Origin of the sequence: Bradyrhizobium zhanjiangense (assembly GCF_004114935.1) — a bacterium.
GTDB lineage: Bacteria > Pseudomonadota > Alphaproteobacteria > Rhizobiales > Xanthobacteraceae > Bradyrhizobium > Bradyrhizobium zhanjiangense.
Genome location: NZ_CP022221.1, coordinates 8,395,012 through 8,418,949, shown reverse-complemented (window position 1 = coordinate 8,418,949; position 23,938 = coordinate 8,395,012). Strand labels below are relative to the sequence as shown.

Sequence of the window (23,938 nt, the reverse complement as noted above, 5' to 3'; positions counted from 1 at the left end):
GCTAGTCTTTGCCTATGATCCGCTTCACGGTTGTGCGTGCAGCTGAGCTCCCGCCGGTACTCTGAAGGCTCCATCGTCGGCCAGATCTAATCGCGGTTCCTGCCATCGGGAGAGGAAATCGCGGCCATTGGTGTTGATAAGAGGTTGTCAGCTCCCCCGGATGCCTGTGCACCTCAACGAGTCGCTCCCGACACAAGAGATGATAGATTGGCTCGACCAGATGCCCAACATGACCGCGCTGTGGCCTCGGCTCGATGAGAGCACGCTTTGTGCTTCGGGACGGCTTCGTGGCGGCGGAATTGGTTTCGTCCGAGCTTGCGATCGAAATCCGCTGTTCGGCGGTCTCCAAACTAATCCTTAGCCGCGCGCCACCAATCTGTTAAGCTCTTCATTTCAAAGGCGTGGTCCTCTGAGGGGGAGGGCGCATGCGGCGAAGAGATTTCATTTCTCTCCTCGGCGGTACGGCGACTTGGCCGCTCGCGGCACGCGCGCAGCAGCACGACCGCACCAAACGGATCGGGGTCTTGCTGGGGGCGACCACCGAGCATGATCCGGAGTCGGAGGCCCGCCTTTCAGCTTTTCGCCACAGGCTTGAAGAGCTTGGCTGGATCGATGGGCGCACCATACGCATCGACTATCGTTTTGCCGGGGGTGATGCCGATCGTATCCGCACCTACGTGACGGAGTTGGTGAAGTCGGCTCCGGATCTGATCGTCGCCAACAGTTCTCCGGTCATCGCCGAGTTGAAGCAAGCCACCGGCACGATCCCGATCGTCTTTGCCATCGTCAATGATCCGGTGAGTCAGGGCTTCGTCGCGAGCCTCGCTCGTCCGGGAGGCAATATCACGGGCTTTACCCTCATTGAGTTCGAGATCGTCGGGAAATGGCTTGAGCTGCTGAAGGAGATGGCGCCACGGACTAGCCGGGCGAAGCTCCTGTTCAATCCCGTGATGGGGCCCTTCTTCGCGGTTTGGCTGCGAGATATCGCGGCCGTGTCTGTAGCCTCAATCGAGCTGGAGCCCGCGCCGGTGCACGACCGGGCCGAGATCGAAGCGACGATGGCTGCGCTCGCACGCGACCCGGGCGTAGGGCTGATTACTGCGGCGGATGTGTTCACGGTCGCCAACCGCAGCTTGATCATAGGCTTGGCGGAGCGCTACCGGCTGCCGGCGATCTATCAATTCCGGCAGTTCGCCGCGGAAGGCGGCCTGATCTCCTACGGGCCCGATACGGCCGATATCTTCCACCGGGCGGCGGCCTACGTCGACCGGATTCTCAAAGGCGCCAACCCGGGCGACCTGCCGGTTCAGCAGCCGACGAAATTCCAGCTGGTTCTCAACTTGAAGACGGCGAAGGCGCTCGGGCTGACCGCGCCACCGTCACTGCTCGCCCGCGCCGACGAGGTGATCGAATAGCGTCTGATCTATGCTGCCGTGCATGAGTCTGGAAATGGCCCTTCGCGTCATTTCGCGTGTGCGTATTCATCGACCTGGTATTGTTTGGGCTCACTAGAACTTCAACGTCCAATCAAGAACTCTTAACCCCTCTTATCAAGATCAATTTTGGTTCCTTCTCAAAGGCGCCGTCATCGACGGCTTATGACCCTGGCTGTGTGAAAACGCTGGGCTGCTGTTATGATTCTCCTGTGATCTTTGGGGGAATCGATGAGGCGCTTCGTTGAAGAGGCGGATCGTGGGCAGCGGACGCTGTTGCCTGAATGCCTCGATGATTTCATTGACGAGAACAACCCTGTTCGCGCGATCGACGAGTTTGTCGATGCGCTTGATCTGGCCGAGATGTGCTTCGGCGGAGTTGCGCCGGCGGCGACCGGCCGGCCGTCATATCACCCCTCGGTTCTCCTGAAGCTTTACATCTACGGCTATCTGAACCGGGTACAGTCAAGCCGGCGGCTGGAACGAGAGGCTGGACGGAACATCGAGGTGATGTGGCTGGCTTGCTCCTGATCACAAGACGATCGCGGACTTCCGCAAGGACAACAGCGTCGGGCTGCGTAAGGTCTGTGCGCGTTTTGTCGAGCTCTGCCGCGGGATGGGTCTTCTCACGACGGCGAGCGTCGCCATCGATGGGAGCAAGTTCAAGGCCGTGAACAACCGGGACAGGAACTTCACGCGCGCGAAGGTGGAGCGGCGGCGTGCTCAGTTGGAGGAGAGCGTCGCGCGCTATTTGAGCCAACTTGACACGGCCGACCGACAGCAGCCGAGCGAGGCGCTGGCGGCGAAGGTGACGAGGCTTACCGAGAAGCTGACGAAGCTGAAGGGGGAGATGGGCAAGCTTGCTGCCTATGAGAAGCAGATGCTTGCTTCGCCGGATCAGCAAATCTCCCTGACCGATCCGGATAGCCGTTCGATGGCAACCAGTGGCCGCGGATCCGGCGTTGTCGGCTACAATGTCCAAGTCGCCGTCGATACCGACAATCACCTGATCATCACGCATGAGGTGACGAACAGCGGCTCAGATCGGGCACAACTTGCCAATATGGCCAGGCAGGCGAAGGCTGTTCTGAAGGCTGAGACGCTCGAGGCCGTTGCCGATCGCGGCTACTTCAGCAGCCCGGAGATCCTCGCCTGCCACGAGGCCGGCATCACGGTAACTCTGCCTAAGCCGATGACTTCGGGCGCCAAGTCGGACGGACGCTTCGGTAAGCAGGACTTTGTCTATTTGCCGGAGGAAGACGCCTATCGTTGTCCGGCCGGGGAGCGATTGCCGTATCGCTATACAAACGAAGAAGCCGACAAGATGCTGCGGCGATACTGGACCAGCGCCTGTAAGAATTGCTCGATCAAACCCCAGTGTACGCCCGGGTCAGAGCGATGGATCACGCGATGGGAGCACGAGGATCTGCTCGACACCGTGCAGCAGCGGCTCGATGCGAACCCGCTCGCTATGCGCCTTCGTCGCGAGACTGTCGAGCACCCGTTCGGCACGATGAAGGCACGCATGGGAGCAACGCACTTCCTGACCAAAACCCTCCCAAAGGTAGCCGCCGAGATGGCCCTCTCGGTTCTGGCCTACAATCTGACCCGAGCAATGAATATCCTCGGGATCAGGCCGCTGATCGCCGCGATCGCGGCCTGAGACCGGACCAGTTTTGGCTTCAAGACTGATGGTCCTGTAAGGCCGTTTTTACACGGCCAAGACCCACAGCAGAAGTGGCGTGTCCGCAGGATGCCCGCTTTGCGCCAGAAGCCCTCTCCCGCTCGCATTTCGATCCAAAGAAGTCCAAAGCTGATCATTACCAAGCGCTTTCTAATCTTGCCTTGGCTCTGACAAGGTCCGGAGTTTCAAAACCTTCGCTAAACGATCCGTAAATCTCGCCGAGTTGTAAGCGACACTTGTCTGCGTTGTGTCTCAGTTCGCTCAGGTCACACATGCTCAAACAAAGTCTAAGTTCCAGGGACTTCGCTTTCTGTTCGCGCGCAACATCAAGGCCTTTAGAAAAATAGTACTCCGCCTGATCCAAGTCCTGGTTCGATCGCAGGTAGGCTTCGGCGAACAAACGATATATCTCAGCCGCGTAGAAGCGTTCGGAACTCTCCTCAGTAAGCCTCAATTGCGCCTGTCTCAAAAAGCCGAGCGCTTTCGCATAGTGTCCGTGCTCTATGCATGCATCCGCCGATAGGCCCAAAGCGTAAGACTCAAATAATAGCGCGCCAGTGGCGCGTTCTTGTTCCAAGCCTTCCTGAATTTCGGCGAGACCTTTCTCAAAGTTGCCTTGGTAAGCGCTTGCCCATCCGCGCAAAATAAGGGCCATAGCCAGATAGTGCGCGAACTCATGTTCTTTGCAGAATGCAACGGCGGCGTTCGCCTCACCTGCAACAGCGGCGGCATCGCCGCGAAGCTGATGCACCCGAAGGCTTATCGTTCGTACGATTGCCTCACTGAAGGGATGTTGAGATGCATCTACGTATCGGCGAGCTTCGGTGCACGTTCGCAAGGCTCGATCCGGAAGACCGAGCAAGCAGAGTGTCATGCCGTCGTATACCCGGACATGAACTCGGGGGTCTTGCGCTGACAGGTCAAGATATTCCGCAGCCTTACTGTCCTCACAGAGGCTAAGACTACGTTCTAGCTCCGCGTGAGCATCGGCAAATTTCCCCTGTGCAAACAAGGTAAACCCTACAGCCTCGTGGGCAAGAACCCTGAAAACCGAGTTATCCGCCCTCTCGGCACTAACCAGCAAATGTTCTGCAAGGGCTTGAGCTTCACCAAGCGATGCGTGAACGAAGTTCCACGTCCATAAACCAAAGATCGCAGGCAAGACATGTTCGTCAAGCCCACTCTCTTTGCAGAGTTGAAGCGCTCGCGTGTACGCATGCTTCACGCTGTCAGTGCTCCAACCCTTAGTTGCCCGGAGAGCGTTGCCGAGTGTTATCTGAAGCAGCAACTCCGACTTGTTGCGTAGCATCGGGTCGTCGATCTGCGGAATCTGATCCAACCCTTGCTTCAGGTGACGGACCGCTTCATTGTGCGCCGAGCGAGCCGCTGACTGTTTGCCTGCTTCGTACCAGTAGTGTAAGGCCCGATCGTGATTCTTCGCCTGAGTATAGTGGTATGCAATAATCTCGGGCTGCGTTCGTACAGCTTCGGGGAATTTCTGCTCGAGCGCCTTCGCGATAGCGGCGTGCAGATGCACGCGGCGGCTCTTCAGGAGCCCAGCATATGCGGCGTCTCGCACCAAAGCGTGCTTGAAAGTGTATACCGCGTGTGGATTTTCACCCCTGCAGAACATCAGTTCCGAACGGACCAACTGATCAAGAGCTTCGTCCAACCTCTGCTTCGGCAGCCCGGCGACGGCGCTCACAAGCTCGTAGTGAAATTCTCTCCCCGCGACAGCACCGATTTGAGCCACATCCCGCACCGGTGACAACCGATCAAGGCGGGCCATCAGCGAAGCCTGCAAGGTGGTTGGGATTGCGAATGACGGCAGAGGCCCCTCAAGAACATATTCCCCGTCACGCTCTCGCAAAAGCCCGCCTTCCAACACCATCTTCGTTAATTCCTCGACAAATAGGGGCACGCCATCGGTGTGTGCGAGAATATGCTCCATTATCTCCTTGGGGAGGGTTTTGCCTCCGGTCACCTGCAGGACCAACGCTGTACCGTTATATCGGCTAAGTCGGGTGAGCGGGATGATGGTGGTGTGAGGATAACTCGGCCAGGGGGGAGTGAATTCGGCTCTCGCCGTGATCAGCACCAGTGCCCTAAGCTGCGGCACATGCTCCACCGTAGCTGCGAGCAGCTCAAGCGAGGTTGGATCAATCCAATGTACATCTTCGAAAATGAGTAAGACCGGCTGCCTCGCCGCTAATCCATCAAGCTGGGCCAATAGTGCTGCGAAGGTCTTCTCTTTACGTTTTTGTGGAGTGAGGTCCTGCAGCCGGTGGTGATCATCCGCCGGCAGCACCAACAACTTTGCCAAGACTGCCAAGTGTTCGGGATTACGTGTGGATTGCGCCAACAGAGCGTCCAGCTTGGATAGCTTCTCCTGAGGCGAGTCGCTGTGCTTAAATCCGGCAGCACGTTCGAGTTGGCTGATGAACGGGAACAATGCGCTGTGGGTATGATGCTCGGAGCAGAAATAGCGCAGGGTGGCGTGGGATTCACCCTGAAGCCGCTCGTTAAGCGCCGACGCAATGTGGGACTTGCCGATACCTGGCTCGCCGGTAAGTGTCACCACCCGACCTTCTTCCTGTACAGCTTGTCGCCAGCGGCGTAACAACAGCTCCATCTCCTCGTCACGCCCGAACAACGGTGGCAGCTTGGTGGTGTGCATCGCCTCGAATCGGCTCTCGACACCGCTAGTCCGCAGCACCTGATAGGCCCGGACCGGCTCCGCCCAGCCTTTCAGCACGACGGGATCTAGCTCGCAGTACTCGAACTCCCCCCCGGCGAGCCGGCGCGTCCTCGCGCAGATCAACACAGATCCTGGCTCGGCCATCGTTTGTAGTCGCGCGGCGAGGTTCGGCGTCTCACCAACAACTGCTTGCTCCGCCGGAACACTCCCAATCAGAAGCTCGGTGACCACCACAGTGCCTGTCGCAATGCCGACGCGAACCTCCAGGGCAGCGGCGACATTCCGGACGCTCGCTACGGCATCAATGATTGCAAGGGCGGCGCGCACAGCCTGTTCGGCATCATCCTCATGCGCTTTCGGATAGCCGAAATAGATCAGCACCCCGTCGCCCATGTAACGGGCTATCTTTCCCTGATAGCGGCTTATGACTTCGGTGATGCAGCTGTGATACGCGCCAATCAGCGTTCGCATATCCTCCGGGTCCAATCGCGCCGCAAGGGCAGTGGAGCCAACCAAGTCACAAAACATAACTGTAAGATAACGCCGCTCGCCCTCATCCGGTCGGCTCAGGTAAAGCTCTGCTTTAGCCGGAGGCCTAACTTCGTCATCAAGCTCTGCGATGGCGCGAACCAGCTTGCGCCGATGACCTAGCAGGACGCCCAGCTCCTTTAGATCCTGTTCTGTCAGGTCGCGGACGACCGAGAGGTCAATGCCGTTTTCGGCGAAGCGCTGGGCGTACTCCGATAAGCCGATTGACTCGAGCCACTCCGTGACGCCTCTCATGGCCTGGCGCTCGCTCTCGATGTCCGAACAATCGTACACTACACAAAGGTATCACACACGAAGAAAGAGCGAACGCGCAGCGAGTGAGTGGAGCGGTGGGCGACCGCGGCTAGTGAACCTCGCTGCCTGCGCGCGGAGATCCCCTATGGAATGAAATCATTTTGGGAGCTTGGCCAATTACGGCCGAAATATTGACCATTACGCAAGCCGCTCACTCCGGATTAGCCCCATGTCCAGCGAACTCGCCGGCGGTCGCTTGCGCGAGGCAAGATTGGGAAACAAGGTCGTAAGATATTGTCAGGCGGGCAGTCGCGCGTCCCCGCAACGACATTTTGTATCGCGCAATACCGGGCGCTGACCCTGCCGCTGGTGGGCTGGTGGGCGTGATAATTTTCCGGCATGCGAATCAAAGCGGAGACTGGCCTCTGCCAAAGGCTTACCTGTCGCTGAACACATCACATCATCACGGAGCCCGCTATATTTGAAGAATATCGGATCAAGGTTGGACCTATGATCGACAAATACGGTGGGCGGTATCTGACAAAGGGTAACGCGCATCAGTTCCCGGAAGGCGGCCATTGGGAGCCGCAGCGCGTCGTCGTCATCGAATTTCCTGACCAGCACTCACTGGCCGCTTGGCACAACTAACCTGAGTACCAGCCACTGATTAAGCTGCGCAAGCAAAGCCATGCTTGAGGGCCTCTAGGCGGCTCGGGAACCATTTCTGAGACTGTCCGGCTAGTTATGGGGTGATGACAGGACCATCGCCATGAGGACTCAATATCTCGCTGCGATAGCAATAGCTGTTCTTGCCGCTGGCACTGGGCTGGCAGTCCATTCTGGAGGTTCGCTGCCTCCTCAAACGCAGTCCACGCCGGCGGGCGATCTTCACGATCAACGTTCCCTCGACGACTTGCAGCGTGTCGTGTACAAAGCAATGTCCTCGCTGGCGGCCCTCGACGATGCTCTCGCTGTCCTGGCACAGGACAAGGCGGAAGCCGAGCGCCAGCTCGCCGCCGAACGCGAGCGCATCATGCGCGCCTCGTCGCGGGACAAACTCGCCAAGCAGGTGAGCGCCATTGAGGCGGCGTTGGCGGGTTATCTCGACCAGTCGCGCATGCTCGCCGCCGCCTTGTCCGAGATCGGCCACCGGCATTTCGAGAGCCGCGAAATGGCGAGCTTCGTTCAGAACACCATGGGTCAAATCGAGGTTGCCGCCAACTTCGCACTGGCGGAGCTGAAGGCAATGCCCGAGGCGATCCGGGAGCATCGGCAGGCGATCCCGGGTGAGCCCGCCCCTGCGTCGGTCGCGTCGGCGACCGAGCCCCCGCCCACGATGACCGTGTTTATGCTGCGCAGCTCGCATTATCGCGACTTCGACGGCCGGAAGCGGTTTTCAGGTCAATGGGGCGACCGTTGATCACGGCACCGGATTTGAGGGCCGCGTATGGGGCGAGGGCCACGAGGAGGCACTTGCGGAAGGTCGTGGCGATGCCTCGGATATTCGGGAGGCCATCGCATCCTGTAATGCCGAAGCCCGGCGAGGATATCGGTTCGGTTTCGGATGTCTTTGCGAGCGTGTACGGCCATTGTATCGAGCTGGCAGCCGGTCGGGCTGCTGAGCGTATGCTGTTGGGCGATGACGATAGCCAGTCTGCCGTCGATGATCTGCGTCAGGCCCGCGAACTGGCGCTGCTCTTCTGCAAGAGTGAGGATGCCGTCGAGAGCTTCATCGCGCATTGCGATATCGCGGCGCGCGACCTGCTGATGCCGTATGGCGACGTTCTGATGGTGCGGTCCATCGTGCTGCGTATCAAGCGCACGCTGGACTGAGATGACAAGATTATCTGGGACGTGGAGGCGCGTAAGGTGTTGGCGAAGGAGCGTAAACGCCGCGCCGAGTGGCGCAAGGGCGAGCTGGCGGCCGAGCGCTTTCGTGCCGCATGTGATCATGCTGATGCCGCAGCATTGCCATGTTCTGCACCAGATCGAATGCGGTAATCGGCGACATCAACGATCAGAAGGCGCGGCGGATGTAACCGGCCCGATGATCTTGAAGGGCCCCGACGTGCAACATCGTCGGGGCCTTTGTTTTGTCTGCCCTCGGACGCGCAGCCGAATTCCCCGAGCTGACATTCGCTAAAGGTCGGTGTGTGCTGGCGAGCGATGCGCGTTTCCTGTGTTAGGGCGTCGGCACGGCGCCCCGAGCTGAGGCGATCTAGTTTTGGAACTCGGTCTTTCCGGGGTTGTTTGATCCTCCCATCGATGGGAGGAAACCATGACAACTCCACTGTCCATTCCCTACACGCAAACCCTCAATCGCCGCAGCATCATCAAGGGTGCGGCAGCGCTCGCCACAACCGCCGTGAGCGTGAAGGCGGCCTCCGCGGCGACCGCGCCGCCGCTCGGCCAAACGGGCGCTCCAACAACGGCGAGCGAGCCGTTGCCCTTGGGGCCGCTGCCCGGCGGCCGCTATCCGGACTCCCATCTGGAATCTGCCAAGAAGGGGCCACCATCGTTCGGGCCCCCCGATTTCCCGGCCTTCGCCGGCACTATGGCGGTTGAGCGCGTCGCGACCGGATTCCGTTGGGCCGAGGGCCCGGTCTACTTCGCGGCCGGGCGTTACGTGCTGTTCAGTGACATTCCCAACAACCGCATCATGCGGTTTTCCGAGGATGACGGACACGTCAGCGTCTATCGCCAGCCTTCGATGAATTCGAACGGCAACACCATTGATCGGGAAGGACGCCTGATTACTTGCGAACACAGCGGGCGACGGGTGACCCGGACCGAACTCGACGGATCCATCACGATCATCGCCGACAAATACAATGGCAAGAGGCTGAACTCACCGAACGACGCAGTCGTCACTTCGGACGGTGCGATCTGGTTCACCGATCCGGTCTACGGGATCGGCGGTTATTACGAGGGCGTCAAAGCCGAGCCGGAGCAGGAAAAGCGCAACGTCTACCGGGTCGATCCGAAGTCTGGTGATATCAAGGTTGTGGTCGATGACTTCGTTGAGCCCAACGGCATTGCGCTCTCGCCTGACGAGAAGAAGCTCTATGTCATCGACACCGGCTTCACCGATGGGCCCAACAATCCGTCGCAGATCCGCTCCTTCGACCTGGATGTGAGCGCCGGAAAGGTCTCGAACAGCAAGGTCTTTGCGGACATGCCGAAGCCGAGCATTACGGATGGCGTGCGCACTGACACCGACGGTCGAGTTTGGCTTTCCGTCGGTTGGGGCGACCCGAATGAGGACGGCGTGCGTTGCTATACTCCCGCCGGCGAACTGCTCGGCAAGATCCACATACCCGAAACTGTCGCCAATCTGTGCTTCGGCGGTCAGCAACGAAACCGGCTGTACATCTGTGGCTCGACGTCGCTCTATGCCGTCTACACCAGTGTGCAGGGCTCTATGAAGCCGTAAGGCCAGCGATAACCCAGCCAATCTTAGAAAGAGAGCCGCTCCCGCCGGGGCGGCTCTTAGGTTTTGCGCAGGTCTCGCGCCGGTCAGATCTCAGTCGTCACCATTCTTGCGGCCGTGACGCCAACTAGTCGCTCGTTTTTCTTAACGCCGGCTCCATTTTGGTTTGGCATTAGTTTTGCAGAGGGGAATTGCAAAGGACAAACGTCGACCTTGATGACGGCTCGTTCATGTAGTCCAGATAGCGGGCTTTCACGCGAAGCCGCTGCGTTGGTGCTGCCGTCATCCTCCTCGGCATTTTCGAGAGGCATAAAGCAATGACCGCGCCTGAAGAATCAGGAATACGAGACTGGATGATTTTTGTCGCCTCTATCCTGCCACTCGTTCTCGCTGCCCCCACTTTAACACTTCACAAAGCGGCCGCCCGGGATCTCGATGGCCGATACGCGAACTCTCCTCTCAAAGGCTGGTTCGACAGCCTCCGCTCAGGCAAAGGCCCCTGTTGTTCCGACGCTGACGGGACGGCGTTGGCAGACGTCGATTGGGAAGCAAAAGGCGGGCATTATCGCGTCCGCATCGAAGGCCAATGGTGGGACGTTCCGGATGACGCCGTGATCAAAGAACCGAATCGAGTTGGCCGGACGATGGTGTGGCCGGTCTACATAAGCCCGATGGGCGGTCCGGTGCGGATCGACATCCGCTGCTTCATGCCCGGCAGCATGACATAACGGATGGCCGGCTGAGACCCTGGGTTTGTCGCTCACGGTCAACCAAAGTGGCCGAACGGTCGCGATTTATGAGCAGTCTGTGGGGCGAGTGCTTCGCGATTGTGTCTCTGACTATTACCGCTCGGACTTCTCGGTTATTTCTCGCGCGGCCAAGCTAAGCTCCAGCTCTTTGAGCTGTTCGACCAACTCTTCGACTATCTCCTCGTAATCGGACGGCGTCAGCGAATGCACACCGCGCGATGTTAGTTGGTTGTGGAGGATCGTCGCCATTACGGCTTTGACGCTCATGGAGCCTTCTGAAAATCCACGAAATACAATGTGAAGTAGACGCCAAAGATCGATTACACGTAACGCCAAGAGCTTGCCCTCTCGGCCCTACAACTACGGACGGCTCCGTCAATGTTGCGCTGCGAGGCAGTTTTTTTGGGCGACATCAAAGCGCTTCGCTCCGATCGCCGGTAGGTTGCGCATTTAGCCGAAAAACCTCTTGTCAGGCTGCTGAGGTTATGAGGCCCGGGCTCCTAGGTACACCGGGCCTCGCCTTAACTGCTGATCCGCGTAGCGCCTTACTTGACTGCGTGCTGGTCCTCGCCAGGCTCTCGACATGTCCACCAAGAATTTCGCCGACGATCTCAGCGCCACGGTGCGCTATGCACTAGAGACTACGCGTGCAATCAAGGTCTGCCCCCTTCCATTCTGATGTAACCATCCGCATCGGTGATGATGCGGCCTGACCTGCCACTGCATTTTCATCCAGCGGCAGTTAGAGTCTTGAGGTTTTGTACGCCAAGTGGCGCGGATGGAGCAACGGACGATCGGCGGAGCTGGTCGGGGTTGCGCAGCCGATCGTCCGTTGCGGTGAGGTGGGCGGCGTAGGCCGCGGGGGTCAGGTATTTCAGCGACGAGTGGGGACGCTGGAGATTGTAGTCGGCGACCCAGTTGGCGATCTTGGCGCGGGCGTCATCGAGATCAAAGAACAGGGTCTCGTTGAGTAGCTCATCGCGCATCCGGCCATTGAAACTCTCGACGAAGCCGTTCTGCATCGGCTTTCCCGGTGCGATGAAGTGCCAATCGATGGCTGCGTCCTTGCACCAGGCGAGCATGGCGTTGCAGGTGAACTCGGTGCCATGGTCGGACACAATCATTCCTGGCTTGCCGCGTCGCTCGACGATTGCCGTCAGTTCGCGGGCCACGCGCTGCCCCGAGATCGACGTCTCCGGAATGGCGCCCAGGCATTCTTTGGTGACGTCGTCGACGATGTTGAGGATGCGGAAGCGTCGGCCATTGGCGAACTGGTCGTGGACGAAGTCCAGCGACCAGCGCGCGTTGGGCCTCGCCTCGACCAGGATCGGGGCGCGGGTCCCCACGGCCTTGCGGCGAGCCCGCCGCTTGCGGACGGTGAGCCCTTCCTCGCGATAAAGCCGGTAGATCCGGTTGATCCCCGAGGGCTCGCCCTCCCGCCGCAGCAGGACGAACAACCGGCGATAGCCGAAACGCCGCCGCTCGTTGGCGAGATCGTGCAATCGGCCACGCAGAACTGCGTCCGGCGGGCGGCTGGAGCGATAGCGGATCATCTTCCGATCCGCCTCCACGATCGAGCAGGCCCGCCGTTCCGACAGGCTCATGACGGCCTGCAGATGCGCGACCGCAGCGCGCTTGGCGGCGGGCCCTACCATTTTTTTGAAAGGAGCTCGCGAAGTGCGGCCGCATCGAGCATCTGCTCGGCCAGAAGCTTCTTCAGCTTCGCGTTCTCCTCTTCCAAGGCCCTCAGCCGCTTCGCTTCGGAAACGTCCATGCCGCCGAATTTGGCCTTCCAATTGTAGATCGTCGCCTCGGAAACACCGTGCTTGCGAGCCAGGTCGGCTGTCTTCGCCCCAGCCTCATGCTCCTTCAATACCGCGATAATCTGCTCTTCCGTGAACCTTGCTCGCTTCATCTGTCCGTCCTTCTTCGGGCCGGACTCTAACTCCTTCTGGAGGAAATACGCAGTGGCAGGTCAGGCCGAAGCCATGCCTTGCGCGCCAAGAGGATCGTCAGGAGCGATGGCACGAATTGGGAGCCGAAAGACCTTTGGGAAGAAATTGGACGACAGCTCAGTGAAGCCGCAGACGGCACATGTCCTCATTGCGCATCGCATTGATCCGCGATGCAAAAAAAACCCGCCCGAGGGCGGGTAGCGCAAGGTAGCGTGATGGATGGATCAATCAGGAGAGGCGCACATTTCTACGGTTTTCCTCGGCAGGCTGGGCCTCGATAAGCCAACGGTGAGTTGGCTAGGATCCGCCGACGCCTCGACTATCCGGCCCTTGTTTCGAGTTCTTGGCCGATCATGACAACGCTCAGACATATCGCGTCTGCGCCCAACTGTGAGTTTGCCCGCTTAGTCGGCTTGGCATCTGCGAGACGGGGGGAGCCCGGCTATTGGAAGCACCACGATCGCGACGGGGATGGAATTGCTTGCGAGCCATGGCCGTCACGGCGGGGAGCTGCTGCTCGGCCACTTTCGCTTGCAACGGCTAGACTAAAAGGCTCAACGGTCCGGTAGTTTTCGGCGCTCCCAACGGCTACTTCTTCAACAGTATTCCCACGGTTCGCGCCATTCGCCTAACCGATCCGGCGTGGCGGCCGAGTTCGGCGGCTATCCTCGATGTGCCAACTCCCTGCCGGGCGAGCCTGACTAATCGTCGGACCTCTTGGTCGGCCCATTGCTTTGGCTTCTGTGTTTTCATGGTGAGCGCGACCTGCAAAAAGGATCGTCACTTGGAGAGAGCAGCTATGTAGCTTCGGTCTAAGACGGTCGGTCTGACCGCGCCGTCGAACAGCACCGTCACGCCAGGGGTGCGACTACTGGTTTCGACAATGGTGCCGGTCTTATGGGCGAACTGTGGGAGCTGAACGATCCCCAGCTCGCTCATCATGAAGCGACTGCCGACAACAAGCTTGTCAGGTTGCTGAGCGCTCATTTGGTGCCGAACTCGTCTCATTGTGAGCCGACAAGACGTTTCTGTGGACTTGCCGTCGCCTTCGTCTTTGCGGTGACGAATTGGACTCCGACGTGAGACCCATCCACCCAAATCAGCTCGCAGCGCCGAAATGCCAGTCCAGTGGACGACAGAACTAGGAAGAACTCCTGTGCCTTGAGGGGGTCCGTTGAGCCCTCGACCTCAAGCTTGGCACCGCTTGCAGAGGCATCGATGAGAATGCAGCTTCTTCGCCACGTGCCATCAACACCCATGATGCTCACGATGTGCTTGTGTTCAAACCGAACGCGGTGCGCCTTTCGATTGTCCTCGGTCATCTGCAATCCACGATTTCAAATCAGTTGGTTCAAACAAACAGGTCGCCTCTCTGCGCGTCTCTGCAATCAGCAGATCGATCCGCCCCGACTGAGCCAGTAGAGTCGTTCTGGCTGTCTCGTTCAGTGGGATTTGTCCGACGATCACCCGGATGCAGCCATTCGCGAGTTCAAGAATGAAGATCGCCTGACGAGCGTCATCTATTGTCTGAATTTCGAGAGCTTGAACTCGCGACAACAGAGCGGCGATGTTGGCGAGAATGTCAGGCAGTTTCTGGCGCGAGGGGGACGTCTTGGAGTTCGCGTTGTGCGGCTGGCGAAATTTAAGCACCGACGACATCGTCGCAATCTCTATTTGGTTCGGCGGCAGTGCCGAAAGGTATCGCAATGAAAATACAGGTATACGCGAGTACAAAGACAGGCCCACTCGGGCAAGCATTGCGGTCGTAAGAACGGCCACGCCGACCGACCGTCGAAGTCCGTGTTCAAATTTTTAAGTCAAAGCGGTTGAAAAAAAGTTAGCAAGTTGCGAGCAACCGGTATCGTAGTACGCAGGTTGCATCGAGAGCATCGAAATTCGGCGGACACAATGATCGAATACTCCGGGCTAGCCGTGCGCGGTGAAGCAGAAGTCGCTGAGCGTTGCACGTTTGCAACCCGCACAGCCGTGCGAGGTGGTAAGCTGAGGGATCAGAATGACTGAAACATATTTCGTGCTTCCTTCAATACGATTAGCGGGGGCGAAAAGTGTTTGATGTCTATCGCAATGAGAAGCGCGATTTTCTCGTTCTAAGCACAGGCTCTGCGATACCCGCAGTTTACTCTCAGAATAAGTGGCGCAAGAGCAGAAAACGAGTTCTCAAAGTCAGCGATGAGATCAAGTCAGCCGTTCAAAGACAGGGCTATTACGTTCGCAGCTTGCGGGTCACCAAGGACCGGATGCTCTAGGTCGAGCGGGCCGGCGGCTTCTCTCCATGTGCAATCTTTACAGCATCACCGCCAACCAAGCCGCCATCCTCGCGCTATTCCGCGTGGTCAACCGCTACGTCGGCAACTTGCAGCCGATGGCCGGCGACTTCCCGGACTATCCAGCTCCCGTGATCCGCAAACGGAAGCCGGAAGTGAAATGACTCTGATGCGCTGGGGGCATGACGCCGCCGCTGCGCACTGGCGGGCCGCGGGTCCAACATCCGCAACACGTCACCGCCGCATTGGCGCGGCTGGCTGAAGCCTGAGAACCGGTGCCTCGTGCCGTTCAACAGCTTCGCCGAATAGGCACCGGAGCCGGCAAATCAGAATTTGCTCGCTAGCCCAGGCAGCAAGAGACGAATTTTCCAAATTCGTGCAAAAGCTGTTCGCCAGGAATTAATCAGCCTTAATGATAAGAATTGCTTAAAGCAAAGATCGTTACAACTTCTACTAGCATCGGGCGTTTACAACTGGTCCGGTCCAGGGGAGAGACGGCCACCTGTCAGATGGTATTGCGACGGGAGGGCATCACAAATTTAGTCCTTTTGGGGAGAATGCCATGTTTGCGAAGATGCCCATCCGCACCAAAATCTCCGCTGTCGTCGTCGGCCTCTTGCTGGCACTACTCGCCACCAGCGCGTTTGCAATCTGGAAGATGCAGGTGATCAACGCCGCGGTCATCGACATGCAGACCAACTGGCTCCCAAGCATCCGCGTGCTCGGCGAGCTGCGCGCAACCACGATCACTTACCGCAATGCGGTGCGGCAACACCTGCTGAACGACCGTGCAGAGGACAAGGTGGACTTTGACAAGCGGATCGAGCAGGTCGCCGAAAGGATGGCGCAGAATATCGCGGGTTACGAGAAGCTCATCTCCAGTGCGCGGGAGCGTGCGCTCTACGACGAATGGCGCGGTCTCTGGAACGAATACATGAAGGGCTCGCAGGAGGTGCTGCGTCTGTCGCGCGCCGCGGTTGGCCGTTTCCCCGAAGAGGCCAACGAGCTGAACAGCAAAACCGTCAATCCCGTCGGCCTGAAGGCCGACAAGGTCCTGACGAATGCCATCGACCTGAACAACAAAGGCGCGGACGAGGCGGGAGCGGAGGCCGCGGCCGCCTACAACTATACCTTCAATACTGTTGTGGCGATCGCGACGACCGCCGGCCTCGTCGGCGCCCTCGTCGCCTTCTTCTTGGTGAGAAACGTCTCGCGAGGCATTGCCGCGATCGTCTCGCCGATGAAAGCGCTCAGTGCTGGTGATCTGTCGGCTGAGGTAACGCATCAGGGCGAGCGCACCGAGATCGGGCAAATGGCCGATGCATTGCAGGTGTTCAAGGAGGCACTGATCGCCAAGAAGGAGGCAGAGGAAGGCAGGGCCGAGCAGGAGCGGCAGCAGGCCAAGCTCCAGCGGCGCGAGATGGATCGACTTGCCGACGCATTTGAGACTGCGGTGGGCGAAATCGTTCAGACGGTCTCCTCAGCTTCGAGCCAGCTTGAATCATCTGCAAGCGCGCTGAGGTCGACGGCCGAACGCACGCAGAGCGTGGCGACTGGCGTCGCCGCGGCTTCCAATGAAGCGACAACCAACGTCCAGTCGGTCGCGTCTGCCTCAGAAGAGTTAGCAGCCTCGGTGGGAGAAGTCGGCCGGCAGGTGCAGGAGTCCTCGCGCATCGCAAGCGAGGCGGTCCGACAGGCCGGAATAACGAATGAACAGATCACGCGTTTGGCGCAGGCCGCGGCGCGAATTGGGGATGTCATCGATCTCATCAACAGCATTGCCGGCCAAACCAATCTCCTGGCGCTCAACGCCACGATCGAGGCGGCGCGCGCAGGTGATGCCGGTCGCGGCTTCGCCGTGGTCGCGAGCGAGGTCAAGGCGTTGGCCGAACAGACCGCCAAGGCGACGGAAGAGATCAGCCAGCAGGTCGGGAGCATGCAGGACGCTACAGGAAAATCTGTCGCGGCCATCACGGATATCAGCGGCACCATTGCCAGAATGTCCGAAATCGCCACGGCGGTCGCGGTTGCGGTGGAGCAGCAGGGTGCGGCGACGCACGAGATTGCTCGAAACATTCAGCAGGCGGCCCAAGGCACCGGCGAGGTCAGTTCCGGCGTCGCCGACGTGCAACGGGGCGCAGCCGAAACGGGCAGCGCGTCGGCTCAGCTCCTGTCATCCGCCGGGCTGTTGTCGCGCAATTCGACTAGACTCAGCGACGAGGTCGCGAATTTCCTGCGCACTGTTCGAGCGTGACGCGTTCCCGAGAGTGGGTGGCAGTTGTTCGGCGCGCGGCTTGCGCAGCTAGGTCAAGCTTGTCCGCGCCGACCGGCAGCGAGGAGGATTGTGAGCCCCTTCAGTTCGGCTAAAGTACCTTCCTGAAGCGGTGCACCATCGCCTGATCGGCAAACACAATCACTGCGAAGAACAGTTCGCGCCAGAAGAGCTAACCGTTCTTGCGCCACCGGCCGGGGACGGCGAGCTGATCTGCGCTCGGTGAATCGAAATCAAGCTCCGTCGAGCTGTCGCGAAGCTGCCGCGTGGTGATAAATGATGCTGGAGGCCCGTCGGGGATGAACGCCTTGGCGTTGCTCCCGTTGACTCCCGATGCCATCGCAAATTCCAAGTTGGCTGGCGTCCTTAAATTTGCGCGCGACTTACTTATTATGGCCGTCCCGTTCATGATCGGTGCGCTGGCTTCCGTCGCAATGGGGTCGCCTGGGACTCACATGGATAGGCGGCCGGTCGGCGCGGAATTGGTGTTAGACGGTGAAGTTCTGTCGTTACGTCAGTTCGTCTGCTATTTGCTCGGATACTTAAGTTTTCCTGAGCTTGGTTGTGTTGTTGCTTTCTGTCGGCGCGACTATCGTCCACGACCAAGTCATATCCACACGGCCGGCGTTGATCGAGCCGGTGCGTGCCGGCGGCGTTATTGTTCTTGCCTTCTTGCTCAGCTCGCTGACTGTGACTGTGCTCTGGTCGCTTTATTTTTTGACCGACATCGTAAATCGGAAGGCCGAGCACTGATTGCTACGCCCGCTTGCGCCGAGCTGCTTGCTGGGGCACCGGCAGCAAGTCAGCGCGTCGCGCCTCTGCGCTCGCCATGGTGTGCTTGTATCGATCCGGCGAATCCGGGTCCTTCCATCGACCGGTGCGCGTCAGGCCGTAGGTGTCCAGCTCGCCGTAGCGGTGCATGCAGGTTCCGCGGTGGAAGGCCGCGGTTAGTTAAGTTGCATTCCCGGTTTCAGGGCTAGCCCAGACGAGCACGCCCCCCGGAAATGGTCAGCACGGTTTCAGGCCACGGATACCAAAAACTCGGCTGAGAACTGTCGGGGGGAACGTAGGTAGCGCTCCCCCGCTACCAATCGTACGATTGTCCACGCCAAACTACGACTTTGTGCGATTTCACACTCTCGATGGTAGTGAGCCCGGTTCCTCCACCACCGGTTTTCGCGTTTCGTCCGGCAGCGCCGACGTGTAGCGGCTCCAGTTGGCGCCGAACTGGAACGGCATGATAAGACCCGTTACGACGCCCATGCCAAATGCGATGGCGAAGATCTTGGTCCAGAATGTGAGATGCGGACATCGACTTTGCGTCCCGTCGCAAGGCTCATACCCTCGACCGAGTGCAATGTAGGACGCAGCTCCGACGGTGAACGAGGCATCAGGATGTGCCAAGCGATGATCCAGGCGAACTCGATGCGCGATAACATGACTGGATCAAAGTGCATCGCTGAACCTCTTGTGCTTCGGTAATGTTAGCTTCAGCTGCAGGAAGGCGAGGATCCAAATGAGGTTCGCACCGTCCGGCATCCGAAGTGCCGTGACGCGGTTGGCCGGTCCTGCGCCACGCGACCGCCGCTGCTCGGCGGCGATCCGACCACCTCGACCGTTGCGGTAGCACCGGCAACGAGTTCGTCACGTTCGGCGGCACGATCCAGCGCGATTCGGACCGGAACACGTTGGGCCAGGCGTACCCAGTTGAAGGTCGGGTTGACGTTGGCAAGAAGGGTTGAGCCGTTGCTGCGATCGCGGTCCTCGATGCCGGCCGCAACACTCTCCACCTTCCCCTGCAACAAATATCTGCTTCCCATCAGCCACACCTTGACGGGATCGCCGACATGGATGCGCTGCAGCTTGGTTTCCTCGAAGTAGCCCTGGACGTGCAGGGTGTCGGTATCGAGCAGCGCCATCACGCCCTTTCCGGGGGTGAGGTAGGCGCCCGGCCGCAGCTCATTGTTGGTGACAATGCCGCTGACCGAGGCCCGCACCTCGCTGCGATCGATGTTGAGCTTCGCAAGGGCAACATCCGCGACGGCTTGGTCATAGGCCGCCTGGGCCGAGCCCTGGATGGCGACGACCTGGTCCATCCGCTGCGTGGAAACCACGACGCCGGGCGTCAGCGCACTGTACCGCTTCAGATCGGCATTGGCATTGTCGAGCGTGGCGCGCTTGCCTTCCTGTACCGCCTCTGCCTGCTTGAGCGCGATTTCATAGCGCGCCCGGTCGATCCGGAAGAGCACGTCGCCCTTTTGTACTTGCTGATTGTCCCGAACCAGAACCTCGCTCACAAAGCCGGAAACATCGGGAGCCACGGGCACCACGTCGGCTCGCACATGTCCGTCACGGGTCCAGGGTGCATCAAAGTAGTAATCCCACAGCTTGTAACCGGCCCAAAGCGCGACCAGCACGATGAGACCGGTCAGCGCGAAACGACGCAGCGAATTCACGACGGCTTTCATGACACCAACTCCTTGGAGGCGAGGTGAGGAAGGGGCGTGACGCCATCGGGGTCCTCTCCATCCCGGCGGCGTCTGCCGGCCTCGAAGCCGTGCATACCGGTCTGCCATTGCAGGCCAACAATTGTCCCCTTCAGGGGCTGCAGCAGAAAGAACGCCGAAAGCCCGGTGACGGGTAGCCAGATCAGCAATTGAAGCCAGGCGGGAGGTGAATAGGCTATCTCGACGGCAAGAAGCGCAGGGACGACCAAGTGGCCAACGACAGCGATCACAAGATAGGCTGGAAGGTCGTCTGCGCGCTGCGGCGTGTAATCTTCGCCGCAAACGTCGCAGTTGCCGACCACCTTGAGAAAGCGGCCGAACAGACGGCCTTGACCGCAGTTCGGGCACTTCATCGTGAACCCGCGCCATAAGGCTTTCTGAAGCGAAACGGGTGCTATCATGAGAATACCTCCGTGGAGCCGAAGATCAGGCCGGTGACCAGGCAGATGAAAAGCGCGAAATCGAATAGTGCGGGATGCCAGATCCATCGATAGAGGCCGATACGAGCAATCAGCTTGCTGACGAGGCGCGCGAGCACGTAGGCAACCACGCTCCAGAGCAGGAGCGTCGGAACGAGCACGCCGAATAGGTCAAGTTGGTATTTCATGCGGCGATCGTCCCAGGTTCGATTTGCTGCGGTTGATAGGCCGGCGACTCCGGAAAGAGCCCGGAACGAACGCCGGCGAGACCGACCAGCACGTGATCGCGGGCTTCGCTCGTGGGTTCCCGCAACGTCAATGCGATGGTGCCGTCGAGCTGTCCCACCAGGTCATCGGGGAGCGGCCCTGCCGTGTGGGTCCTGCAAATCGGGGCAAGACGAGCGAAGAACGCTTCGACTGCAGCTCTTGTGCCGCGTGACAGGCCCAAGCTCGCGCGCCTCACGCCGACAATGTTGAGCGCCGTCCGAAGTTGGCGAAGGTTGGCGGCGCCGCTCCTTGCATCGGCAGGAACGGCGGTGATGCGCGCAGCAAGTAGGGCGAGGCGATGCTGCATGAGACTGGCAAGCGCAAAGGGATCTTGGCCCGACGTGCGCTCGGCGACTGATGCAAGCGTGGTCCAATTGCTTCGTAGCAATCGGTTTGCGATCCAGTCAGCTCTGACCATGCGAACGATGCCGCAGGTCACGCCGGTCAGCGCCACACCCAGCATCAGCGCAATGCTGGAGTTGGCATAGGTGATAAAGTCGGCCGAATAGGTCTCGGTCAACGCTAGTTGCACCGAGAGGTAGATGGCAAGTATGGAGCCGATACGCGCGGTCGCGGCCCGGGCAGCCATCCAGCCGAATAGAAGGAAAATCGGCATCAATGCGACAATGAGCACCTCGAGAGTCGTAATCCGCGGCAACACACCAAACAGGTAGATGCCATGCACGGCGATAACGACGAGGAAAAGTCCGTAGAAATTGCGGAACGCCGGAAGCGGATCGTCCACGCCCGCCAGAAAGCTGCCGACGACAGCTGCGAAAAGCGGTGCGGCAACCCCGTCCGACCAGCCGGTTGCAATGGAGAAGCAACTGCAGGACAGCACCGCAAGGGCCACGGACCCGGCCGCCAGGAGCGCAGACCAGTAGTCGCGATGCGGGACGGCAACAGCCGCGGCGCCATCAGAGAAGACGAGAGGAAGCGATTCGGGATTGCGCCCCTCGGAGATGGCCTCGCGCAGAAGCTGGCAATCCTGCATAACGTCGATAAGGTTGCGGAGCCGCGCAACGAGACCAAAAATCGTGATCTCGATCCAGTCAGCATCCACGCTCAGCGTTGGTCGTACTTCATCAAGTGCTGCGCGCAACGCGCTCGCTTCCTGTCCATCGCGCCCGCCCGCTTCGAGCCATGCCGCTATCCTTGTGCACATGCGGGCGACCCGCGCAGCCGCCTCTTCATGCGAGCTGAGAGGCAGCTTGCGGTCTTCGATCGATCCGAGCAGCGGCAGCAGCGACAGCATATGCTGCCGGAGGCGCTGCAGCGCTCGCCCGATATTTGCAGAAGCGATCGCCTCATAGCCGAGATGGCGCCCGAACTGGTCGATTTCGGAGGCCGCAGCGGCAAGACGCATGCGTTCGCTATCACGCTCCTGATCGCTGCCACGGCCCGTCAGGACGTCCGCGGCGAGCCGGCGCGCACCGGCGAGCCATGCATCGGTTTGTGCGGTGACTGCGGAGGCCACGCTGCGCGGCAGCACGAGCATCGCGACGACGCTCGCGCAGACGATTCCGAGCATGATCTCCTGCACGCGGGAAACCACGATGTCGAAGGCCGACTGGGGCGTCGAGACGATGGGAAATCCGAGCAGCGCCACGGTGTAGCCGGCCAGCATGAAGACGTAGCTGCGCGGCGTGCCGTCGATCAGCGAGAGATATAGAAAGACGCCGACCCACAGCGCGATGCAGAGGCTGAGCAACTCCGGCGCATTGACGAGGTTCGGGATCAGCACGATCGTTCCTGCCCCGCCAATCAGCGTGCCCACAATGCGGTAGAACGCCTTGGAGTTGGTCGCGCCCGTGAACAGGTTCGAGGTGATGTAGACCGACGCCATGGCCCAGTAGGGACGCGGCATGTCCAGCAGCAGCGCGATCGAGAACGCCAGCATCGCCGCCGCAAACGTCCGCAGCGCGAAGATGAGGGCGGCATGTCGATACCGGAATGATGCAGCTTGGGTCATGGCGATTGCGGCGTCGGAGGACCGTTGCGTCAGCAGTGAGCGGAGTTTCTATGTGCGATGCATGACTTCGCGTCGGCCAGCGAAGCTGTTGCAAATGCGTTCGAAACGCATTCCTGCAGTCCTGAGCGCTCCATCCCGCAGTTGATGGGAGTCGCCGACGTCTCGACGACGCCGATGACGTCCGGTTTCAGAACCGTCACGAACACCATGAGGCACAGGATCTTGCCGGCGAACACGGCGAGGCACAGAACGTCTTTCATGTCGGTCCCCGATCAATGGGTTTTGACTGCACTCGTCATACGGGTTCTGGACTGCCGCGGCTTGGCCGGGGTTGCCGATGCATTTTCATTTCTTGCTGTCGGAGCGGCAGCCGGAGCCTCTTCCACCGCCGCGAACGCATCGAGTGGGCTGCGCCGCGCGGCCTGGGCATAGTCTTCGTGGACAAGGTCCGGCGCAGGGCCAGACTCAGCGGTGCGCGTCACTGGCGCATGAGCGGTGTCGAATACGACCCGTTCTGGCCATTTTTGGTCCGAACGAATGCGCAGATTGGCCCGTTCGCTCGGAGCGATCGTGGAATGCGAATGAGCAGGGGGCGCTGGAAGCAACCAATCGGCCGCAAACAGCGACAGGAGCAGGACGCTTCCCACCCACACGAAGTACTGACGTATCGGCATGGCAAGCGGTCTCTCAGTGGCTTACCACGGCGAAGATAGTCGTGGGACAGCCCGCGGGCTTTGCATCGCGTGCTGCCGGCTTGTCCTTTATTGCTGACCGCCAAAGCGTGAAATGCAATTTCAAGCCGGAGCCGGAAGCGATTGCCGGAGATTCCTCAGAGCGACTGCGAGTGGATGCGTGCGGCCGCTTGACGATAACGACCGGGCGCCTGGCCCGTCGCCTGCTTGAAGGCCCGCGTAAAATTGGCCTGGCTGGAAAAGCTGAGCGAAAGCGCGATGTCCACCAGGGACCGATCGCCACCTGCGGATTTGTCGGTCTCGGTGTCGGAATTGCTCGATGAGAAGTGGTTGACTGGAAGATGGATGTGCAGGAATTCCGGCAGATTCTGATCGAAATCGACCAAACCGGTCCGCAAACCAGGAGGAGAGAGCCAGACAGTACCGTGCCCGGCGACTATCTGACTTTCGATGCCTGGCGCTTGCCGGGTGACCACCGTCTGGCTGCTACGGGTAGCGACGCAGATCCTGATGTCGGCACGTGGGGTCCTCCAAGGAATCACCCCTTTTCTAGCCGTGCACAATTCTGCCGACAGGCCGGACCAGTTCCGGTCCGCCGAAGATAGCAGGAGCTGTCCTGGACAGTCCCGCTCCCAAGCGCCGCGATGCGGCCACCGTTCATAGCGGCCTGTGGCCGGCTGCTCTGATTGAATCTGCATGCGGCGCTCCGGACCGCGTTCATCATCGGTACGACACTAGCTAGGGAAGAGCGGCGCAATTTGCTCGTTATCGGTTGTTAGGGGCTGTTAGGGT

At 59.8% G+C, this 23,938-nt stretch carries 24 protein-coding genes and 2 pseudogenes; 11 read left to right on the top strand and 15 right to left on the bottom strand.

The genetic code is table 11. The annotated features are described in order from the left end of the window. The first annotated feature begins 425 nt into the window (after nucleotides 1–425). The gene (locus XH85_RS40190; RefSeq protein ID WP_128936355.1) at nucleotides 426–1,415 is read left to right on the top strand and encodes an ABC transporter substrate-binding protein; all 990 of its coding nucleotides are present in this window, start codon (nucleotides 426–428) and stop codon (nucleotides 1,413–1,415) included. Nucleotides 1,416–1,664: 249 nt separating this feature from the next. Continuing rightward, nucleotides 1,665–3,096: pseudogene (locus tag XH85_RS40185) on the top strand (IS1182 family transposase). A 157-nt stretch (nucleotides 3,097–3,253) separates the two neighbouring features. Here the strand turns inward: XH85_RS40185 and XH85_RS40180 are convergent. Continuing rightward, the gene (locus XH85_RS40180) at nucleotides 3,254–6,598 is read right to left on the bottom strand and encodes an adenylate/guanylate cyclase domain-containing protein (protein ID WP_128936354.1); all 3,345 of its coding nucleotides are present in this window, start codon (nucleotides 6,596–6,598) and stop codon (nucleotides 3,254–3,256) included. Nucleotides 6,599–7,057: 459 nt separating this feature from the next. On the opposite strand from XH85_RS40180, the gene XH85_RS40175 reads away from it, so the two are divergent. The 5 genes from XH85_RS40175 to XH85_RS40155 all read left to right on the top strand — a co-directional run bounded on the left by XH85_RS40175 (nucleotide 7,058) and on the right by XH85_RS40155 (nucleotide 10,756). Continuing rightward, nucleotides 7,058–7,246 (top strand): DUF1330 domain-containing protein, encoded by a 189-nt coding sequence (locus tag XH85_RS40175; RefSeq protein WP_128936353.1) that lies wholly within the window; start codon nucleotides 7,058–7,060, stop codon nucleotides 7,244–7,246. A gap of 289 nt (nucleotides 7,247–7,535) precedes the next feature. Beyond that, complete coding sequence (locus XH85_RS40170) at nucleotides 7,536–8,018, top strand: hypothetical protein (RefSeq protein WP_128936352.1); 483 nt, start codon at nucleotides 7,536–7,538, stop codon at nucleotides 8,016–8,018. Between the two features lie 107 nt (nucleotides 8,019–8,125). Further along, nucleotides 8,126–8,431 (top strand): hypothetical protein, encoded by a 306-nt coding sequence (locus tag XH85_RS45655; RefSeq protein ID WP_164940890.1) that lies wholly within the window; start codon nucleotides 8,126–8,128, stop codon nucleotides 8,429–8,431. 445 nt (nucleotides 8,432–8,876) lie between these two features. Beyond that, on the top strand, nucleotides 8,877–10,031 hold the full coding sequence (locus XH85_RS40160) for an SMP-30/gluconolactonase/LRE family protein (protein ID WP_128936351.1): 1,155 nt from the start codon (nucleotides 8,877–8,879) through the stop codon (nucleotides 10,029–10,031). Nucleotides 10,032–10,345: 314 nt separating this feature from the next. After that, on the top strand, nucleotides 10,346–10,756 hold the full coding sequence (locus tag XH85_RS40155; RefSeq protein ID WP_245473709.1) for a hypothetical protein: 411 nt from the start codon (nucleotides 10,346–10,348) through the stop codon (nucleotides 10,754–10,756). 114 nt (nucleotides 10,757–10,870) lie between these two features. Here XH85_RS40155 and XH85_RS45650 read toward each other — a convergent pair whose 3' ends face one another. Next, nucleotides 10,871–11,044, bottom strand: coding sequence for a hypothetical protein (locus XH85_RS45650; RefSeq protein ID WP_164940637.1), 174 nt, complete (start codon nucleotides 11,042–11,044; stop codon nucleotides 10,871–10,873). A 461-nt stretch (nucleotides 11,045–11,505) separates the two neighbouring features. After that, nucleotides 11,506–12,692, bottom strand: a protein-coding gene (locus tag XH85_RS40150; protein WP_128933672.1) for an IS3 family transposase whose coding sequence is annotated in 2 segments (ribosomal slippage) — nucleotides 11,506–12,440 and nucleotides 12,440–12,692 — 1,188 coding nt in all. Because the reading frame shifts where the segments join, the coding sequence is not laid out codon by codon here. A 393-nt stretch (nucleotides 12,693–13,085) separates the two neighbouring features. Between XH85_RS40150 and XH85_RS40145 the strand changes: the two genes are divergently transcribed. Continuing rightward, nucleotides 13,086–13,301: an excalibur calcium-binding domain-containing protein gene (locus XH85_RS40145; RefSeq protein WP_128936350.1), complete on the top strand. Its 216-nt coding sequence runs from the start codon at nucleotides 13,086–13,088 to the stop codon at nucleotides 13,299–13,301. Nucleotides 13,302–13,512: 211 nt separating this feature from the next. On the opposite strand, the gene XH85_RS40135 is transcribed toward XH85_RS40145, so the two are convergent. Genes XH85_RS40135 through XH85_RS40125 form a run of 3 tightly spaced genes read right to left on the bottom strand, consistent with a single transcriptional unit; the run spans nucleotide 13,513 to nucleotide 14,391 of the window. Continuing rightward, entirely contained in the window at nucleotides 13,513–13,719 is a 207-nt protein-coding gene (locus tag XH85_RS40135) for a hypothetical protein (protein WP_128936348.1), read from the bottom strand. Nucleotides 13,720–13,736: 17 nt separating this feature from the next. Then, on the bottom strand, nucleotides 13,737–14,054 hold the full coding sequence (locus XH85_RS40130; RefSeq protein ID WP_128936347.1) for a PilZ domain-containing protein: 318 nt from the start codon (nucleotides 14,052–14,054) through the stop codon (nucleotides 13,737–13,739). Then, nucleotides 14,014–14,391, bottom strand: coding sequence for a hypothetical protein (locus XH85_RS40125; protein ID WP_164940649.1), 378 nt, complete (start codon nucleotides 14,389–14,391; stop codon nucleotides 14,014–14,016). The genes XH85_RS40130 and XH85_RS40125 overlap by 41 nt, the downstream gene beginning before the upstream one ends. 407 nt (nucleotides 14,392–14,798) lie before the next feature. On the opposite strand from XH85_RS40125, the gene XH85_RS47155 reads away from it, so the two are divergent. Next, nucleotides 14,799–14,999, top strand: coding sequence for a hypothetical protein (locus tag XH85_RS47155; protein ID WP_128936346.1), 201 nt, complete (start codon nucleotides 14,799–14,801; stop codon nucleotides 14,997–14,999). 26 nt (nucleotides 15,000–15,025) lie between these two features. Then, nucleotides 15,026–15,323: pseudogene (locus XH85_RS40115) on the top strand (SOS response-associated peptidase family protein); the annotation flags it as partial. Between the two features lie 225 nt (nucleotides 15,324–15,548). Here XH85_RS40115 and XH85_RS47150 read toward each other — a convergent pair. After that, nucleotides 15,549–15,707: a hypothetical protein gene (locus XH85_RS47150; protein ID WP_245474317.1), complete on the bottom strand. Its 159-nt coding sequence runs from the start codon at nucleotides 15,705–15,707 to the stop codon at nucleotides 15,549–15,551. Here XH85_RS47150 and XH85_RS40110 point away from each other — a divergent pair. Beyond that, nucleotides 15,634–17,271, top strand: coding sequence for a methyl-accepting chemotaxis protein (locus tag XH85_RS40110; protein ID WP_245474302.1), 1,638 nt, complete (start codon nucleotides 15,634–15,636; stop codon nucleotides 17,269–17,271). The genes XH85_RS47150 and XH85_RS40110 overlap by 74 nt on opposite strands. A gap of 1,149 nt (nucleotides 17,272–18,420) precedes the next feature. Here the strand turns inward: XH85_RS40110 and XH85_RS40105 are convergent. From XH85_RS40105 to XH85_RS40070, 8 genes are all read right to left on the bottom strand, one after another. Beyond that, nucleotides 18,421–18,693, bottom strand: a complete 273-nt coding sequence (locus XH85_RS40105) for a cytochrome ubiquinol oxidase subunit I (RefSeq protein WP_206734878.1) — start codon at nucleotides 18,691–18,693, stop codon at nucleotides 18,421–18,423. 86 nt (nucleotides 18,694–18,779) lie between these two features. Next, nucleotides 18,780–19,757, bottom strand: a complete 978-nt coding sequence (locus XH85_RS40100) for an efflux RND transporter periplasmic adaptor subunit (protein WP_245473611.1) — start codon at nucleotides 19,755–19,757, stop codon at nucleotides 18,780–18,782. Continuing rightward, nucleotides 19,754–20,197, bottom strand: a complete 444-nt coding sequence (locus XH85_RS40095; protein ID WP_128936345.1) for a DUF983 domain-containing protein — start codon at nucleotides 20,195–20,197, stop codon at nucleotides 19,754–19,756. Before XH85_RS40095 ends, XH85_RS40100 begins: the two co-directional genes overlap by 4 nt. Then, complete coding sequence (locus XH85_RS40090; protein WP_128936344.1) at nucleotides 20,194–20,403, bottom strand: DUF1656 domain-containing protein; 210 nt, start codon at nucleotides 20,401–20,403, stop codon at nucleotides 20,194–20,196. The genes XH85_RS40095 and XH85_RS40090 overlap by 4 nt, the downstream gene beginning before the upstream one ends. Beyond that, entirely contained in the window at nucleotides 20,400–22,454 is a 2,055-nt protein-coding gene (locus tag XH85_RS40085) for an FUSC family protein (protein WP_128936343.1), read from the bottom strand. Before XH85_RS40085 ends, XH85_RS40090 begins: the two co-directional genes overlap by 4 nt. A gap of 29 nt (nucleotides 22,455–22,483) precedes the next feature. After that, the gene (locus XH85_RS40080; RefSeq protein ID WP_128936342.1) at nucleotides 22,484–22,714 is read right to left on the bottom strand and encodes a hypothetical protein; all 231 of its coding nucleotides are present in this window, start codon (nucleotides 22,712–22,714) and stop codon (nucleotides 22,484–22,486) included. A 12-nt stretch (nucleotides 22,715–22,726) separates the two neighbouring features. Further along, a complete protein-coding gene (locus XH85_RS40075; protein ID WP_128936341.1) occupies nucleotides 22,727–23,128 on the bottom strand; it encodes a hypothetical protein in 402 nt (133 codons plus the stop codon). A 155-nt stretch (nucleotides 23,129–23,283) separates the two neighbouring features. Beyond that, a complete protein-coding gene (locus tag XH85_RS40070) occupies nucleotides 23,284–23,844 on the bottom strand; it encodes a helix-turn-helix domain-containing protein (RefSeq protein WP_128936340.1) in 561 nt (186 codons plus the stop codon). Nucleotides 23,845–23,938: the final 94 nt, after the last annotated feature.

What these genes read in the sequence shown, in the direction of transcription:
- XH85_RS40190 (WP_128936355.1), top strand. Translation starts at nt 426, where the DNA reads ATGCGGCGAAGAGATTTCATTTCTCTCCTCGGCGGTACGGCGACTTGG.
- XH85_RS40180 (WP_128936354.1), bottom strand. Translation starts at nt 6,598, where the DNA reads ATGAGAGGCGTCACGGAGTGGCTCGAGTCAATCGGCTTATCGGAGTAC.
- XH85_RS40170 (WP_128936352.1), top strand. Translation starts at nt 7,536, where the DNA reads ATGTCCTCGCTGGCGGCCCTCGACGATGCTCTCGCTGTCCTGGCACAG.
- XH85_RS45655 (WP_164940890.1), top strand. Translation starts at nt 8,126, where the DNA reads ATGCCGAAGCCCGGCGAGGATATCGGTTCGGTTTCGGATGTCTTTGCG.
- XH85_RS40160 (WP_128936351.1), top strand. Translation starts at nt 8,877, where the DNA reads ATGACAACTCCACTGTCCATTCCCTACACGCAAACCCTCAATCGCCGC.
- XH85_RS40155 (WP_245473709.1), top strand. Translation starts at nt 10,346, where the DNA reads ATGACCGCGCCTGAAGAATCAGGAATACGAGACTGGATGATTTTTGTC.
- XH85_RS45650 (WP_164940637.1), bottom strand. Translation starts at nt 11,044, where the DNA reads ATGAGCGTCAAAGCCGTAATGGCGACGATCCTCCACAACCAACTAACA.
- XH85_RS40145 (WP_128936350.1), top strand. Translation starts at nt 13,086, where the DNA reads ATGACAACGCTCAGACATATCGCGTCTGCGCCCAACTGTGAGTTTGCC.
- XH85_RS40135 (WP_128936348.1), bottom strand. Translation starts at nt 13,719, where the DNA reads ATGAGCGCTCAGCAACCTGACAAGCTTGTTGTCGGCAGTCGCTTCATG.
- XH85_RS40130 (WP_128936347.1), bottom strand. Translation starts at nt 14,054, where the DNA reads ATGACCGAGGACAATCGAAAGGCGCACCGCGTTCGGTTTGAACACAAG.
- XH85_RS40125 (WP_164940649.1), bottom strand. Translation starts at nt 14,391, where the DNA reads ATGTCGTCGGTGCTTAAATTTCGCCAGCCGCACAACGCGAACTCCAAG.
- XH85_RS47150 (WP_245474317.1), bottom strand. Translation starts at nt 15,707, where the DNA reads ATGTCGATGACCGCGGCGTTGATCACCTGCATCTTCCAGATTGCAAAC.
- XH85_RS40100 (WP_245473611.1), bottom strand. Translation starts at nt 19,757, where the DNA reads ATGAAAGCCGTCGTGAATTCGCTGCGTCGTTTCGCGCTGACCGGTCTC.
- XH85_RS40095 (WP_128936345.1), bottom strand. Translation starts at nt 20,197, where the DNA reads ATGATAGCACCCGTTTCGCTTCAGAAAGCCTTATGGCGCGGGTTCACG.
- XH85_RS40090 (WP_128936344.1), bottom strand. Translation starts at nt 20,403, where the DNA reads ATGAAATACCAACTTGACCTATTCGGCGTGCTCGTTCCGACGCTCCTG.
- XH85_RS40085 (WP_128936343.1), bottom strand. Translation starts at nt 22,454, where the DNA reads ATGACCCAAGCTGCATCATTCCGGTATCGACATGCCGCCCTCATCTTC.
- XH85_RS40080 (WP_128936342.1), bottom strand. Translation starts at nt 22,714, where the DNA reads ATGAAAGACGTTCTGTGCCTCGCCGTGTTCGCCGGCAAGATCCTGTGC.
- XH85_RS40075 (WP_128936341.1), bottom strand. Translation starts at nt 23,128, where the DNA reads ATGCCGATACGTCAGTACTTCGTGTGGGTGGGAAGCGTCCTGCTCCTG.
- XH85_RS40070 (WP_128936340.1), bottom strand. Translation starts at nt 23,844, where the DNA reads ATGCAGATTCAATCAGAGCAGCCGGCCACAGGCCGCTATGAACGGTGG.